We start from the raw sequence: 14,913 nt of genomic DNA on the forward strand, positions 1-14,913 counted from the left end.
GGTGCCGGGCCCCGGTGCGTTCGGGCCCGTGTCCACGGCTGTTTCTCCGGGGGGCCGCCGCCCGGCCCCGGACCACGGGCGGGCGGTCGGCTACGGGCCGGGTTCCGTGGACAGGGGCTCGCGCGGGCGCGGGGAGAACAGCACCTCGACGTGTTCGGGGAACACCTCCGCCCCCCATACGGGGGACCTCCAGTCAATGACGTGGACCTGTGTCAGCTCGGGCAGTCCGGTCAGCGGCGTCAGGTCGAGGCCGGGAGGAGACTCGTGCAGCCGGATCTGCCGGAGCGCCGGGAAGTGCCGGGCCACCGCCGTGAGATCCGGCTCGTCCCCATAGCAGTAGAGGTCGATGAGGGAGGGTTCGGGCAGGGGCTTTCCGATGGCGAACGCCTCGGCCAGCTGCCCGTAGCTCAGGTCCAGACGGTCCAGGCTGGGCAGCTCGGCCAGCTCGGCCCAGTCAGCCCTGCTGAGCGGGAGCGCCAGCCCCAGGAGGCTGAGGTGGGCGAGGCCGCGGAGGGCGGTGAGCCCGGTCAGGTCGAGAGCCTCCGCGGGCAGCGTCAGGACCTCAAGAGATCTCGGCAGCGCAGCGCAGCCGGGCCAGGGGGTGTTGATGTCGAGGAGCAGCACCCGTAGTTGGGGCAGCGGCGGGAGGGCCGGTGAGGCGCTGGGCGGGCCTCCGGTACCCGCCGGTCCGGTGGGTACCGGGGCGTACGCGGGAACGGGGGACGCCGGGGGCGGGGCGAGGTCCAGGTTGAGGATGCGCAGCGGCAGCGAGCTGAGCGCGGTGAGATCGCTGAGCTGAGGGCACGTCAACAGCCCCAGGCGCTCCAGACGGGGGAGTCCACGGAGGAACTCCAGGTCCGTGAGGAGGCTGTTGTGCGTGAGTGTCAGGTCGCCCAGCCGCTCGTCCAGCAGGCTCAGGACGCGGTCCACGGGCAAGTCGCCCTCCAGCACCAGTCGTTGGTGCCCGCCCAGCCGGGTGAGGGCGGCCAGCTGCTCCTCCGTGGAGACGTGGATGACCGCGTCGGGGTGGCCCACCAGATGCCGGATGACCTTCTGGGCGTACTCCTCGGTGTCGAACCTGTGCCAGAAGGTGCCGAGCAGATGGATGACGGCGGACGGGGGGTCGTGGTGCAGGAAGCGGGTGAGGAGGGGGAGGGCGGCGTCACCGCCGACCATTCCGGCGGCTGTGACCACGGCTCTGGTCTCGTCCTCGGGAAGGTCCTCCGGGCCGGGGAGGAGTTCCAAGACCAGCGGGCCGATCTCGGCGAGTTCTCTCGCCTCCCCGGGGGAGCGGGGCGGGAGGAGGCGGGCGGCGCGGCGCTCGATGCGGGCGCGGACCTCCGGGTCGAGGGTGGTCGCGTGCTCCAGGCAGGCGAGGGCGAGCAGGTGCAGGCGCTTGCGGTGCCGGGGCTTCCGGTCGCCGCGCTCAATCAACAGGCCCAGCAGACGGGCCCGTTCGTCGGCGCGGCCGTGCGCGACGGCCATGCGCACCACGTCCTCCCACTGGTCGAGCGGGGCGTGGTCGGCGAGCAGTTCGAAGTCACGCTCCTCGACGGCGGCGCGGGCACCCAGGTAGTCCTGGAAGGTGCGGTGCACGAAGTCGACGCTGCCCGTGGCCGGTTGGCGCAGCAGGCCGGAGCGGTTGAGCAGGTGCCGGTAGATCTCCTCGGTGCCGCCCTGCGCCGAGGCGCGGTGCAGGGCGGGCAGGACGCGGTCGAGTAGCCGAAGCGCGTCGTCCTCGGTCATCTCCGAACGGCCGTTTTTGATAAGGGAGTAGGCGAGCCGCTGCAACAACTCCGTCTGGGTTTCGGCGTCCAGGGTGATGCCGTTGGCGTGCTCGGCGCCGCGCTCCCGGTCGCGGCGTTCCAGCAGCATGCCCAGCGCCGCGTCGTAGAGCGCCTTGCGGCCCCGGGGCAGGTAGCCGCGCCGTTCGCGGTGGAGGGCGCAGATCAGCCCGCACATCAGCGGGTTGGTCGCGAGGCGGGCGAGGTCCGGTTTGCTCCGCACGGCGTCGAGCAGCTGGGTTGCCAACTTCCGGTCGGCGTCGGCTGCTTGGTGCCAGCGGTCGACGAAGAGGGCGACCTCGGCGCGACCCATCGGGGAGAGCGTCAGCTCGGTGAAGTGCTGGCGGCTCAGCCAGTCGGTGCGGACGGCGGAGGGGCGGGAGGTGACCAGGCAGGGGTTGCCGGGGAAGGCGAGCAGCAGGTCGTCCAGCCAGCGGTGGGTGCGGAGGCGTTCCTCCTCGGGTACCTCGTCCACGCCGTCGACCAGGAGCAGGCCCCGTCCGGCGGTCAGGACGCGGTCGACCCAGCCGTCCGGCTGCGAGCCGGAGAGCGGGCAGCCGGTGGCCGCCAGGAACCGTCCGGGGACGGGGAGTTGGGCGCCGCCTCGGGTCAGGGTGCGCAGCGGGAGGACGAACGGGACCCGGCCGAGCAGGTGGGCGTGGCGTCCGGTCGCCTGTTCCTGGCGGGCGGTGGTGACGGCGAGCCACTGGATGAGGGTGGTCTTGCCGGAACCGGCGACGCCGCGCAGCAGGACGCGGTCGCGTCCGGCCAGCGCCTGGTCGACCGGCTGGGTGCGGAGTGGGGCGCTCTCCGGCCCCGCGTGCGGGTAGTCGTCCTCGGACAGCGGCGAGGGGTGGTGGTACGGGGCGCTGGCTTCCAGGCTCAGGTAGGCCGCGTCCAGGGGCCAGTCGGAGACCTCGGTGAGGTCGAGCCCGTAGATGGTGATCTGGCTGTGGCGCTTGGCGACGTAGCGGGTGTAGTCGAGTTCGAAGCGGGCGTCCTCCAGGGAGCGGTGCGGAGTGCGCTCGATGAGTACGTCCAACGACCGGATCAGCTCGGCCAGTTGCTGACTCTGTGCGACGAGCGTGTGGGCGACGAAGGTGGAGCGCCGCGTGAGGAAGTGCAGGATGTGCAGACAGGCCGTCCGGAGCAGCGCCTCGTGCAGCGCGGTCGCGTCGCGGGACAGCTGACTCGTCGGCGGCGCCGCGCGGGACAGCCTCCGGGCCAGCTCCTGGTGGCCGAGCTGTACGGCCTGCGCGTCCTCCAGCTCCAGGTCCCGGAGCGCGAGCAGGGAGCGCGCCAACGTCTCTGCGACGAGGGGGACTTCGTCCGGTCGAAGTGGTGGCTCGTGCGGACCGGCGGCCCGCGTCGCGCGGTCCACCAGCTCGGCGGCGAGGGCGCGGACCCGCTCGTCCGACAGCGTCCGCCGCTCCCGCCCGAAGGTGAGCAGCGTGCTCATCCGCACCGGGCGGTCGACCAGTCCGGCTCCCGGCCCCTCGCGCACGATCAGTCGTCTGACGATCGGTACCACGACGCTCGACGCCAGGCGCGTCGCGATGATCCCGGTGTCCATCCGCCCCCGTTCCGCGTGCCCGGCTCCCATCTCACGGGCGTGTGGCGGGAGATGGGACCAGGGTAAGTGGGGAACGGGTCTCCGGGTGACGCTTTCGGCACTCTGAGTGAGCCGTGTGGGCCCGAACGGCGCGCCGCGCGCGTCCAGTTGGGGCGGCCGTGCGCGGTCAGTTGGGACGGGGGCGGCAGCGGGGGCAGCGGCACGGTGGAAAGGCCAGGGAGAACGGCACCCGGCAGGCCGTGCGTGGCGTCACCGTGGTCCGGGTCAGAGCGGGGGAGCGGGTGCCGTCGGGGTGGATCCGGTAGACCGTGAGCGTCATCCGGGCGGCGGCCGTCGCGTCCCCCGAGCCCGAGGCGATCACCGGGTACCACCCCCGCGCGTCGGCCGCGTCCGGGCGGGTGGGGCGAATCCGGGGTGGACGGCACACGGCATGGCGGTGCTCCTGACTCACGTGCTCCGCTCCCCGGCGAGGTGCCCGTCCGGGGGGCTTGGACGGACATGATGCCGTCGCCCGTGCCCCGGAAGTACCCCGGAGCGGGGTACTTCCCTCCCGTAACGGCCCTTGACAGGCGCCTCGTTCGGCGAGGGACCGAAGCCCCGGGGATCAGACGAAGCCGAACCAGTGGTTCAGCGCCCGGAGTTCCTCGCTGGTGCGGCGGTACTTCATCGTCAGCAGCAGCGCGGTGTCCCGTGCCATCGGCTTGTACCGGGTGACCTGCGGAGCCGCCGTACGCGCCAGCCGTAGGTGGCGGAGGGCGGACTCGCGCCGGTCCGCCGCGAGATGGACCCGGGCCGCGTTGATGTGCCAGGCGCTGACCCGGGTGGGCGGCACGGTGGCGGGCAACCGGGTGCGGCTGATGACGAGTTCGGCCTCGGCGAGCCGCCGGAGTTCCAACTGCGCCTGTAGCTCGTGGATCGCGACATTGCCGCCGCCGAACACCAGGGAGTGGTGCCGCCGGTCGTCCGGCGCGGGCAGTGTGCCGAGCAACTCCCGTGCCCGTTCGAGGTGGTGCTCGGTCGCCTCGGTGTCGCGTGCCCGGGAGGCCATGGTCACCTCCCGCAGTCGCAGACCACCGAGCACGGTGACGAGGGACGGGTCGTGGTGCGCCGTCGTCTCCTCCAACAGCCGTTCGCGCGCGGCCCGGAGAGCGCGCAGCCCGGCGTCGTACTCGTGGGCCGACTTGAACGACTCCACCCGCTTGTACTCCGCGAGCGCCGTCATCAGCGGATCGTTCGACAGCCGCGCCGCCCAGCGCAGCCGGTCCTCCACCTGGCCGCGCAGGTCCGGATAGCCGAGCCGGTAGGTGAGGGTGTGCGCCAGGTCGTAGGTGAGCGCCAGCAGCCGGGCGGCCCGCCGCCGCTCACGCGCGCCGGTGCGCAGATGGACTGCGGCGGTCAACTCTTCCATCAGGGCCGGGAGTTGGTCGCCGAGCTGGGTGAGGCGTCCGGCGAGCCGGAAGCCGTAGGCGGTGCGCACCTCGGCGTGGAGCTGTGGGAGCGGGCGTGGCCGTTCGAACCAGTCGCCGGGGAGGTCCCAGTGGCGCAGCGCCGCGCGGACTCCGGTGATCGGCCCGTGTACGCGCTCGTCCGCGCGGTGCCTGCGGTAGGGCTGGCCGGTGAGGTCCTCGACGGTGAGCCGCAGCGTCCGGGCGACGGCCGTCAACACACCGGCCGTGGGGAGGCGTTCGCCGCGCTCCACCTTGCGGATACAGCCGAGCGAGAGGTGGGCGTGCTCGGAGAGTTCGCGCTGGGTGTACCCGGCGAGCTTGCGGTGGGCGGCCATGCGCGCGCCGATATGGGCGTCATCGGTGGGGAACATTCCTGGGCTTCCCATCCCTGGGGCGACACTGTGGAACGTACCCATCCGCTCTGCGGCCGGAACGGCGCGCGGAGGGGAAACCGCATGTCAGGGATGGGAGAGTGGCCCGATACGAGTGTCCGCGCGCGGGAAGTTGACGGAGGTGCGCGCGGTGCGGACGGCCCGGCTCCGGCACCCGAGCCGGGCAGCCGGCCGCAGGCCCGTCCGGAGACCCGGCCGGAGGTGCCGGGCCCGGGGGCGACGGGGCGGCGTCCTGGGACGTGGCGATGGCCCCCGGCCCGGGCGGCCGGGGGGCGGAGGAGCCGAAGGCGGGTGGCGCGGAGTGTCCGGGGGCGACGGCCTACTTGAAGAAGGCGATGCCGTCGTCCGGCAGGTCGCCCAGGTCCTTCGCCCACTCGCTGGGGTCGACGACCTTCTTGAGGTGGGCCGACATGTAGGGCCGGAGCGGCACCTCGGGGGTGGACTTCTCGCCCACCCACATCAGGTCGCCGTTGACGTACCCGTAGAGCCGCTTGCCGCCGCTGTACGGCTCGGCCTTGCCGGTCCGCGCGATGGCGTCCGTGGCCAGGTCGATCTGCGGCTTCTGGTCGGCGAGTTGGCCGTACCAGATCTCGGCCACGCCCTGGTCGCGGATCATGACGACCTCGACCTGGCGCTCCCCGTCGATCCGCCAGTAGCCGGACTCGGTCTCCAGCGGGGCGATCTGCTGGCCGTCCTCGTCCAGCTCCCAGCTGTGCGAGACGTACTCCAGGAAGTCCCGCCCGTCGTGCGAGAAGGAGACCTCCTGACCGAAGTTGCACTGGTCGCGGCCGGGGAACTCCGCCACGCCCGCGCCGGTCCACCTGCCGAGCAGGAAGGCGAGGGGGACGAGGTCCGGATGCAGGTCGGAGGGGATCTCGATCATGGGTTCTCAGACGATCTGTGGGTGGTGGGACTGCGCTGGCGGTACCACGCTACCGAAGGTGACGCGGTGGTGGCGTCCGAAGTCCGCCGTGCTCGGCCCGCGCGGCCCGTACTCGGCCGCGAGGTGGGTGGCCCGGTGGCCGATCGCGGCTCCGCCTCCCGGCGGCGGCTCGCCTGGCCCTCCGGCCGATGCGTCTCCCGGGCCGTCCGGGACCGCCGTCCTCGTCCCGTCTCACCCGTCGGACGCGGGCGCCGTGGGACGGTGTGGGGACCGGGGCGCGGGGTCGGCGTGGAGCTGGCGCGAGCGGGGCCGGGTGGTGCGGGCCGGGTGGTGTGGGGTCGGGCGGTGCGCGGGGGCTCGGCTCAGCGCTGGCCCTGGTAGAGCTTCCGGTAGACGAGAGCCGCGAAGGCCAGGGTGCCGACGCAGACCAGGACCATCAGGGCGGTGAAGAATGCCTCAAGCACGGGGCTCTCCTTGGGCGGTGCTGAATGCAGTGTGCACGGTCTCTCCTCGAGTCTAGTCCGGGCCTTCCGCGCGCTCTCCGTGAGGCCCCGCTCCGGCGCTGGTCGCCGCCCGGGGAGCGTGCCCGGGAGCGGTGCCGGGGGAAGGGGTGCCGTGGGGCGGGGCCGGGAGGCCGGGTGAGGTCCGGCCCACCGGGACGGCGGGCCGGACGGTCAGTAGACGAGGGCCTGGGCGCCCTCGGCCATGATCTCGCTGACGAAGACCTGGGCGCCCGCGATGCGGACACCGTCCAGCACGTCCGCCTCGCTGATGTCCCGGCGGGCGGCGCACTGGGTGCAGAGGGTGAGACGTCCGCCGCCCGCGAGGACACCCTCGATCAGCTCGGGCAGGGGAGCGGCGTGCGGCAGCGTGAACTCCGCCGCGCGGCCCGGCAGCGCGAACCAGGCCGACTCCCCGGTCAGCCAGACCGAGACGGCGACTCCGCTGGAGGCGGCCACCGCCGCCACGGTGAACGCCTGCGAGCAGCGCTCCGGTGCGTCGGAGCCCGCCGTCACCTTGATCACGAGGCGCCGCTGTTCCGGTGAGTCTGGAGGAGTCATGCGCCTCAGCCTACGGCGGCGCCCCGCGCGCCGTCCGCCGTCCGCTGACTCCGCGCGCACGCCCGCGCGCCGTCCTCCCGCGCCGCCGCCGGGGCGGCCCCCCGTGCTGTCCCGACGGCGGCGCGGAGCCCCGACAGCTGTGAAAGGCCGCGCCCCCTGGCGTCCAACCCGTGGGGGAGCGGCCCCTCAGTCCCGCCGTCCACTCAGCGGTGAACGGTGCCCACGGCCCCGACCGCGCCCGACCCGGACCGGCGATCCGGATGCCGATCCGGAACCGGACCCGGGTCGTCCCCGGACCGGCCGGGGCTGGCCGAACGCGGCGGCCGTGGGGCGCCCGCCGTCTCAGACGGCGATGGCGACCTCCGCCAGACCGCCCTGCTCGGCCACGACGGTGCGGTCGGCGGTGCCGCCGGGCACCAGCGCGCGCAGCGTCCAGGTGCCCTCGGCCGCGTAGAAGCGGAACTGGCCGGTCGCGGAGGTGGGGACCTCGGCGGTGAACTCGCCGGTCGAGTCGAGCAGCCGCACGTAGCCGGAGACGGGCTCGCCGTCCCGGGTGACGCTGCCCTGGATGGTGGTCTCACCGGGCTTGATGGTGGAGGCGTCCGGGCCGCCAGCCGTTGCTCCGCACATGGTGTCGCTTCCTTTACGGGAGAGATCGGGAGAGATCAGGAGAGATCAAGGAGAGTCGGGAAAGAACCGGAGAGGACCGGCGAGGTCCGGCTCTCGCTCGGGCAAGATCGGTTGGGGGCCGCGCCGGGCCGGGGAGGAGAAGCCCGGCCCGGGTGCGCGGCCGCACCGGGCGCGCGGCCTCAGGAGCCGGAGCCGACCTCGATCGGCACGCCGACCAGCGAGCCGTACTCGCACCAGGACCCGTCGTAGTTCTTCACGTTCTCCTGGCCGAGCAGCTCGTGCAGCACGAACCAGGTGTGCGCGGAGCGCTCGCCGATACGGCAGTAGGCGATGGTGTCCTTGCCCAGGTCCACGCCCGCGCCCTCGTACAGCTCCTTCAGCTCGGCGTCCGACCTGAAGGTGCCGTCGTCGTTGGCCGACTTCGACCAGGGGATGTTCTTCGCGGAGGGCACGTGGCCGCGCTGCTGGGCCTGCTCCTGCGGCAGGTGGGCGGGGGCGAGCAGCTTGCCGCTGAACTCGTCGGGGGAGCGCACGTCGACCAGGTTCCGGGTGCCGATGGCCGCCACGACCTCGTCCCGGTGGGCGCGGATCGCGGTGTTCTGCGGCTGCGCCGAGTACGAGGTGGCCTCGCGGGTCGGCACCTCGGCGACCAGGTCGCGGGAGTCCAGTTCCCACTTCTTGCGGCCGCCGTCGAGCAGCTTCACGTTCTCGTGGCCGTAGAGCTTGAAGTACCAGTAGGCGTAGGCGGCGAACCAGTTGTTGTTGCCGCCGTAGAGCACCACGGTGTCGTCGTTGGCGATGCCCTTCCGGGACAGCAGCTCCTCGAAGCCCGCCTGGTCGACGAAGTCACGCCGCACCGGGTCCTGGAGGTCCTGCTTCCAGTCGATGCGCACCGCGTTCCTGATGTGGTTCTTGTCGTAGGCCGAGGTGTCCTCGTCCACCTCGACGATGACCGTCTTGGGGTCGTCGATGCGGGCCTGGACCCAGTCGGCGTCTACCAGGACGTCGCTGCGGCTCATGCTGTGTCTCCTCACGGGGTGTGCTGGCTGGGACGGGTGCGGCGGAGGTGGCGGGGCGCGTGGCGGGGCCGCGCGCGGTCCGGGACGGGCTTCGGGCTGCGTGCTGGATCGGCTTCGGACAGCGGGCTCAGCTGGCTGTGGAGCGGGAACCGGTGCGTGGTCGTGCGCTTCGGCCCCGGTGCGCACGGCGTCGGGCGCGAGGGTGCGGCGGCCGTGGGCGTGGGGGAGGCGGCACGTACCGCGGGGGCGGGACGGCAGCCGTCAGCGGCTGGTGCGACAGAGCATGGCGGCGATGCGGCACAGATCGACTGCCCGTCGCTTGGTGAGAACCGCCTGTCGCTTCATGCGCTCGATCGTAAGGAGGAGACGGGGCGTGTGTCACCGTCAATCCGAATGCTGAGATTTTTTCGTCCGTATTGCAGGATCGTGAACCCCGTGTGGGCCGCTCCGGGCCATCCACGCGGCCCGAACACGCCACCGTGGCACGGGGATTCCCCGCCCCTCCTGCCGTACGGAACGGGGTGTCTCGACCCTCGGGACGTTCACCGCCCCACCCGCTCCGGCCCTCCCCGTCACCCCGGGGCGGGGCGTGCGGGGGTGTGCGTCCCGGGCAGGGCACGTGGACGACACGGGCGGGGCGTGCGGGGGCGGGGCGTGGGTATCGGGCAGGGGCCCCGGGTCAGCTGTTGAGGGGGACGTCCTCGCCCTCCACGGTCAGCTCGATGCCCTTCTGGGTGGGCACCGCCCTCTTCAGTGTGAGGCCGTCCGGCAGCCCGTCGATGGCCCGGTCGAAGTCGGTCTTCTTCCGGACGGCTTCCTCCACGCCCGGCACCTTTGAGGCCGGAATCCGAGTGGCGCGGAGCTTGATCTTGTTGCCGCTCACCCCGACGGTGGCGCGCACACTACAGTCCTGCTTCAGCAGGGCGCAGGCCCTGGTCAGCGGCCCGACCTGGGCGTCGACCCTCACCTGGCCGCGGCCGGAGTCGCTCTTCCCGCCCCAGCCGAGGTTGACGTCCTTGTCCGCCGCCTTGGTGAGCGCGTCGTAGCTGATCAGTGCCGTGCCGGTGGCGTGGGAGGCGGTGGCGGAGGAGTAGCCGTCGCTGAGCCGCACGTCCGACAGGTCCGCCGTCAGGCTGGAGAGGGTGACCTGGCGCGCACCCGAGCGCGCGGTCACGTCGCTGACGTTGACCGTGATCTTGTCGAACTCCTTGGTGGCGAACTGCGTCAGGAAGGGGAAACCGTCGATCGAGACGTCGACCTCCCCGGCCTCCGTCATCCCGTTGGAGTCCTTGATCTGCTGGGCCACTTCGTCCTCCGCCATCCCGACGGCGAGTCTGTCGGCGGCGACGAACAGCACCGCGAGGACGGCCAGGATGACGAGACTGATGCGAAGTGCGCGCATGTGTTGCTTCCCCCATGCAATCGGCTTGCCGCGAGCCTACCGTCAGCACCTGTACGGAAAGCGGTGCAGAGGGGGCGATAGTCGATCACTGGTTGTCGTGGATGATCGCGAGGCGATCGGCCCCGGGCGACCGCGGCACCGGGCGTCCCTGTCAGCCGTCCTGTCCCCGCCGTCACCCCTCCCGTCCCGTCCCCGCCGCCGGGCGATCAGCTGCTCGGCAGCGGGCGACCGGGTGCCCGGCCGCCGGGCCCGGGTGGCCGGTGTCAGCCGAGGACGCGGCCGAGCAGGTAGACGGCGGGGGAGGCCAGGGTGAGCGGCAGCGCCACCCCGGCGGTCAGGTGGACGAACCGCGACGGGAAGTCGTAGCTCGCGACCCGCAGCCCGATCAGGGCCCCGGCCCCGGCCGCCGCGCCGAGCACCGCGCCCACCGTGCCGAGGTCGGTCAGCCCACCCACCGCCACGCCCGTACCGGCGGCGGCCAGCAGCGCGACCACCGGTGACACGTAGGGCGGCAGCGGCAGCGCGCGGGCGAGCGCGGCCACCGCGACGGCGGCGGCTCCCACCGTCACCGCGTCCGGCTCGGCGGCCAGGTGACCGGCGGCGAGCACCGCGAGGCCGGAGGAGGTGAGCGTCGCGGTGAGCGCGTAGAGCCGCTCGTCGGGGCTGGAGTGGTTGCGCAGCTGCAACACGAGGGTGAGCACGCACCAGACACCGAGGGTGGCGATGGCGACGCCGGGCGCGCCACCCTCCCCGTCCCCGTCGGTGACCAGCAGCGCGACGGTGGTGGTCACCCCGGCGAGGAAGGCCAGCAGGATCCCCTGCCGGGCGGGCCACATGCCGTTCAGCCGGAACCACCCGGCGGCGGTGACCGCCTGGAGCGGCAGAACGGCGGCGGCGAGCGCGAGGTTCCCGGCCTGTGCGGCCAGCGCGAGCAGCAGCGCGAGCACCGTGGTGAGCCCGGCCGGGACGATGCCCGGCGGGATGATCGGCGAGCGACCGGCCCGGTCCGGGTGCGCGGGACCCTCGGGACCGCTGGCGCCGCCCGGGCCGCTGGCGCTGTCCGGCCTGGGTGTCCCGGCTTGCGTGGGCAGCGACTCCGGGGCCGCGCCTGACGGCGGTCCGGCCGGGGTGACCCGCAGCCGCTGGGTGCTCTCCGGGGCGCCCGCGCCGGGGAGCGGGGCCGTCTGGTGCGCTCCGTGGTCGGGGGTGGAGCCGGGAGCGGCATCGGGGGCGCCGCCGTAGGGGGCCTGCCGCTGCCGGGGCCCGCTCTGCCACGGCGGCTGGCGGGCGTCGTGCCCGCCGTGCTGCTGGTCGTAACCGCCGTGCTGGCTGTGCCCGCCGTGCCCGCCTTGCTGGTCGTACCCGTTGCCCTGGCCGGGCCGTGGGGGCGCGTCGTACCGGCCGTACGGGTCGCGCGGCCCCGGCCGCCCCTGCCCCGGCTGCTCCAACCCCTGCTGGTGGTGGGGCTGTTGGGGCTGTTGGGGCTGGCCGTACGGGCCGGGCCGCTGGTCGTCGTGGGCGTACGGCTGGGCGTACCCCTGGTGGTGCGGTTCTCCGTGTCCGGCGGGCTGCCCCGGCCGCTGCCCGCCGGGCTCCCCGTACGCGCCCGGCTGGCCGGGCGGGCCCGCCTCCCCGTACGCGCCGGGCGCCGCGCGGTCGCCGTACCGGCCGTGCTGGCTCCGCGCTCCGTGCTGGCCGTGCTGGCCGTGCTGGGTGTGCCGCTGGTCGTAGGCGCCGTGCTGGTCGTACGGGCTGTACTGGCCGTACTGGACCTGGGGGCCGGGCTGTTGGGGCTGGGCGTGTGGCGGACGCGGAACCGTCGCGCCGGACTGACCGTACGGCTCCGACGCCGCGTACGGCCCGGCCTGACCGTACGAGTCGGCCTGACCGTACGGCTCGGGTGGGTGGTGCCCGCCGGGGTGGGGCGGCGGTGGGTGGGCGCCCTGCTGGTGCGGCGGCTGGTGGGGGTGCTCGGTCACCGGGAGCCTCCCGCGAACGGGGGGAGGACCTCGACGGTTCCGCCGTCGGTGAGCCGCACGGCGTCGTGTGGGCGGGCGCCGACCTGTTCGCCGTCGACCAGGAACGAGCAGCGCTGGAGCACCCGGGCGAACTCCGGGTGCGCGGAGTGCCTCGCGCGTGCCTCCCCGAGGGCCTCGGCGAGGGTCATGGCCTCGTACCGCTCCTCGGCGGTCCCGGCCGCGGCCTTCGCCGCCGCCCAGTAGCGGATGGTGCCGCTCGCCATCGTGTTCCTCTCGGTCGCCTGTGGTGCGGGTCCCATGATGGACGGTCCGCGGGGGGTCAGGTGCGGGCGCGGGTCCACGCCGCGACGCGGTGCAGGAGTTCGGGTCGGGCCGCGTTCTCCGCGTGGCCGAAGCCGGGGACGATCCACAGCTCCGCGTCGGCCGCCGGGTCGCTCGCCCCGGCGGACGGGCCGGGCGCCGCGTGACCGGAGGCGGTGGGGGTGCCGGACGTGTCGGGGGTGCGGGAGGCGCCGGGGGCGGTGGTCGTGGCGCCGGCGGCGGTGGCGAGGGAGCGCGGATGGTCCAGGGGGAAGTAGGGGTCCTGGTCGCCGTGGACGATCAGCAGCGGGGTGGGGGCGATCAGCGGTGCGGCGTCGACGGGGGAGAGCGGCACCGGGTCCCAGTCGGCCGGATGGATACGGGTCCTGAGTCCGAATCGTGAGACGAGTCGTCCCACCGGGCTCTCGATCGCCTGATGGACGCGGCGCATGGGCGCGGTCCCGCGGTAGAACCAGCGGGCCGGTGCGCTGATCGCGACCACCGTGTCGGCGTGTGCGCCCGTGCGCCCCTCGCGCTCCTCGGGGGCGTCGGGGTGGTACAGCGCCCCGTGCCGGATGACCACCGAACCGCCCATCGAGAAGCCGACGGTCGTCACCCGGCGGTGCCCCAGCGAGCGGGCCCAGCCGACGGCCGCCGCGAGGTCCAGCACCTCCAGGTCGCCCACCGTCGACCGGCCGCCCGAGCGGCCGTGGCCCCGGAAGGAGAAGGTGATCACGGCGGTGTGCTGTGCGAAGACCCGTGCGGCGCGGCGCAGCGCGGGCCGGTCGAGCGAGCCGGTGAAGCCGTGGGCGAGCACGGTGACGGCGGCCTCCGGCGGTTCCACGGCCTGGTCCGGGCGGTGTGCCGGTCCGGCGTACGGCTCGTACCGGGCCTCGACGCGTACCCCGTCCGCGGCCCGCAGCGCGCGGTGCCGCACGCCGGAGCGGGGCTCCACGGGCGCGCGCCCCGAGGTGGCGGCGGGGGCGGAGCGAGCGATCTCACACTGCCTTGCTTCGTACACGTCGGCTATTCTGCTGGACGAAGGATCCGGGCAGCGCCGCCCCCGGGTCCTTTTGTGCTTTCTGGAGGGCCGGGGGTTCCGGGTACCGGTCTGGGAGTTCCGGTTTCCGGGGTACCCGGGCCCGGGAGTCGCCGGGCGGCGGGTCCGCCCCGCTTCCGGGGTGGCGGCCGGTGCGGCCGTGACCGTGCGGCGCACCGGGTGGACAGCATGAACGTCGGATACGTCCTCGCGTGACCGAGGAAGGGACAGAACGTCATGGGCAAGCGAAACGCGCAGCGTCGGGACCGTTCGAAGGCGCACCATACGACGCGGGAGGAGGGAGCCCTGGTATGAGCTCGCTTCTCCTGCTGACCAACGCTCTCCAGCCCTCCACCGAAGTCCTGCCCGCACTGGGCCTGTTGCTGCACAACACGCGCGTGGCCCCCGCCGAGGGGTCCGCCCTCGTCGAGGCGCCGAGCGCCGACGTGATCCTGATCGACGGGCGCCGCGACCTGCCGCAGGTGCGGTCGCTGTGCCAGCTGCTCCGCTCCACGGGCCCCGGCTGCCCGCTGCTGCTGATCGTCACGGAGGGTGGCCTCGCCGCCGTCACCGCCGACTGGGGGGTGGACGACGTCCTCCTGGAGAGCGCCGGTCCCGCCGAGGTCGAGGCGCGGCTGCGGCTCGCCACCGGCCGCCAGCGGGGCACGGCCGACGACAGCCCGATGGAGATCCGCAACGGTGACCTCTCGGTGGACGAGGCCACCTACAGTGCCAAGCTCAAGGGCCGGATCCTCGACCTGACCTTCAAGGAGTTCGAGCTGCTGAAGTACCTGGCGCAGCACCCCGGCCGGGTGTTCACCCGCGCCCAGCTGCTCCAGGAGGTCTGGGGCTACGACTACTTCGGCGGTACCCGCACCGTGGACGTCCACGTCCGGCGGTTGCGGGCGAAGCTCGGCCCGGAGCACGAGTCGCTGATCGGCACCGTCCGGAACGTCGGCTACCGCTTCGTCTCGCCGGAGAAGGCCGAGCGGACCGAGGACGAGAAGAACGCGCGGGCGGTGACGGACGCGGCCGAGCGCGTCGCCCGGGAGGCGGCCACCGGCCGTCAGTGACCCGGGAGTTCCGGAGGACCGGACCCTGTGCCGGACGGCCGCACGCGCCGTGGGCCGCACGCCGAAGGTGCCGGGAACGACGCGGGGCCGGAACGGAGGCCCGCTCGCCGGAGGACCGCGAGCCGGAGGACCGCGAGCCGGAGGACCGCGCTCGCCGCGGGACCGGAACGCGCGAACGCACCCCCGAACGGGGGTTTCGCGCGCCGTGGCGGACCGCCGCCGCGCGGCTGGCCGAACGCCGCCGGGTCACCCGGCGCACGCCGGTTCCCGCCCGCCCCTCGTCCCTCGCTCGCCCGCCGCCGCGCCGCGCGGGCGAGCGCCGAGGGACGG

At 73.8% G+C, this 14,913-nt stretch carries 11 protein-coding genes; 1 reads left to right on the forward strand and 10 read right to left on the reverse strand.

Annotated elements, in window-relative coordinates; translation table 11 throughout:
• Positions 1 to 90 precede the first annotated feature (90 nt).
• The 10 genes from E0L36_RS20030 to E0L36_RS20075 form a co-directional block, all read right to left on the reverse strand.
• Positions 91 to 3,357: an NACHT domain-containing NTPase gene (locus E0L36_RS20030; RefSeq protein WP_180930504.1), complete on the reverse strand. Its 3,267-nt coding sequence runs from the start codon at positions 3,355 to 3,357 to the stop codon at positions 91 to 93.
• Positions 3,358 to 3,961: 604 nt separating this feature from the next.
• Positions 3,962 to 5,176 carry a helix-turn-helix transcriptional regulator gene (locus E0L36_RS20035; protein ID WP_180930505.1) on the reverse strand — a complete coding sequence of 405 codons (1,215 nt, stop codon included), beginning with the start codon at positions 5,174 to 5,176 and terminating at the stop codon, positions 3,962 to 3,964.
• A gap of 340 nt (positions 5,177 to 5,516) precedes the next feature.
• Positions 5,517 to 6,080, reverse strand: a complete 564-nt coding sequence (locus E0L36_RS20040; protein ID WP_180930506.1) for an FABP family protein — start codon at positions 6,078 to 6,080, stop codon at positions 5,517 to 5,519.
• Positions 6,081 to 6,754: 674 nt separating this feature from the next.
• Complete coding sequence (locus tag E0L36_RS20045; RefSeq protein ID WP_180930507.1) at positions 6,755 to 7,141, reverse strand: DsrE family protein; 387 nt, start codon at positions 7,139 to 7,141, stop codon at positions 6,755 to 6,757.
• Positions 7,142 to 7,483: 342 nt separating this feature from the next.
• On the reverse strand, positions 7,484 to 7,771 hold the full coding sequence (locus E0L36_RS20050) for a DUF1416 domain-containing protein (RefSeq protein ID WP_180930508.1): 288 nt from the start codon (positions 7,769 to 7,771) through the stop codon (positions 7,484 to 7,486).
• 179 nt (positions 7,772 to 7,950) lie between these two features.
• Entirely contained in the window at positions 7,951 to 8,790 is an 840-nt protein-coding gene (locus E0L36_RS20055; protein WP_180930509.1) for a sulfurtransferase, read from the reverse strand.
• A 679-nt stretch (positions 8,791 to 9,469) separates the two neighbouring features.
• Positions 9,470 to 10,192 carry a DUF2993 domain-containing protein gene (locus tag E0L36_RS20060; protein ID WP_180930510.1) on the reverse strand — a complete coding sequence of 241 codons (723 nt, stop codon included), beginning with the start codon at positions 10,190 to 10,192 and terminating at the stop codon, positions 9,470 to 9,472.
• 263 nt (positions 10,193 to 10,455) lie between these two features.
• Positions 10,456 to 12,171, reverse strand: coding sequence for a hypothetical protein (locus E0L36_RS27850; RefSeq protein ID WP_258016344.1), 1,716 nt, complete (start codon positions 12,169 to 12,171; stop codon positions 10,456 to 10,458).
• Complete coding sequence (locus E0L36_RS20070; RefSeq protein WP_180930511.1) at positions 12,168 to 12,434, reverse strand: MoaD/ThiS family protein; 267 nt, start codon at positions 12,432 to 12,434, stop codon at positions 12,168 to 12,170. The genes E0L36_RS27850 and E0L36_RS20070 overlap by 4 nt, the downstream gene beginning before the upstream one ends.
• A 56-nt stretch (positions 12,435 to 12,490) precedes the next feature.
• The gene (locus tag E0L36_RS20075; protein WP_308416843.1) at positions 12,491 to 13,492 is read right to left on the reverse strand and encodes an alpha/beta fold hydrolase; all 1,002 of its coding nucleotides are present in this window, start codon (positions 13,490 to 13,492) and stop codon (positions 12,491 to 12,493) included.
• A 329-nt stretch (positions 13,493 to 13,821) separates the two neighbouring features.
• Here E0L36_RS20075 and E0L36_RS20080 point away from each other — a divergent pair, with 329 nt between their 5' ends.
• Entirely contained in the window at positions 13,822 to 14,583 is a 762-nt protein-coding gene (locus tag E0L36_RS20080) for a response regulator transcription factor (protein WP_180930512.1), read from the forward strand.
• The last annotated feature ends 330 nt before the right edge of the window (positions 14,584 to 14,913 follow it).

It is taken from the genome of Streptomyces sp. AJS327, assembly GCF_013450295.1.
In the GTDB taxonomy this organism is placed as follows: Bacteria; Actinomycetota; Actinomycetes; order Streptomycetales; family Streptomycetaceae; genus Streptomyces.

Bases quoted from the DNA above. Each gene is read 5' to 3' on its own strand.
- E0L36_RS20060 (WP_180930510.1), bottom strand. From the start codon at position 10,192: ATGCGCGCACTTCGCATCAGTCTCGTCATCCTGGCCGTCCTCGCGGTG.
- E0L36_RS20040 (WP_180930506.1), bottom strand. From the start codon at position 6,080: ATGATCGAGATCCCCTCCGACCTGCATCCGGACCTCGTCCCCCTCGCC.
- E0L36_RS20030 (WP_180930504.1), bottom strand. From the start codon at position 3,357: ATGGACACCGGGATCATCGCGACGCGCCTGGCGTCGAGCGTCGTGGTA.
- E0L36_RS20035 (WP_180930505.1), bottom strand. From the start codon at position 5,176: ATGTTCCCCACCGATGACGCCCATATCGGCGCGCGCATGGCCGCCCAC.
- E0L36_RS20050 (WP_180930508.1), bottom strand. From the start codon at position 7,771: ATGTGCGGAGCAACGGCTGGCGGCCCGGACGCCTCCACCATCAAGCCC.
- E0L36_RS20055 (WP_180930509.1), bottom strand. From the start codon at position 8,790: ATGAGCCGCAGCGACGTCCTGGTAGACGCCGACTGGGTCCAGGCCCGC.
- E0L36_RS20080 (WP_180930512.1), top strand. From the start codon at position 13,822: ATGAGCTCGCTTCTCCTGCTGACCAACGCTCTCCAGCCCTCCACCGAA.
- E0L36_RS20070 (WP_180930511.1), bottom strand. From the start codon at position 12,434: ATGGCGAGCGGCACCATCCGCTACTGGGCGGCGGCGAAGGCCGCGGCC.
- E0L36_RS20045 (WP_180930507.1), bottom strand. From the start codon at position 7,141: ATGACTCCTCCAGACTCACCGGAACAGCGGCGCCTCGTGATCAAGGTG.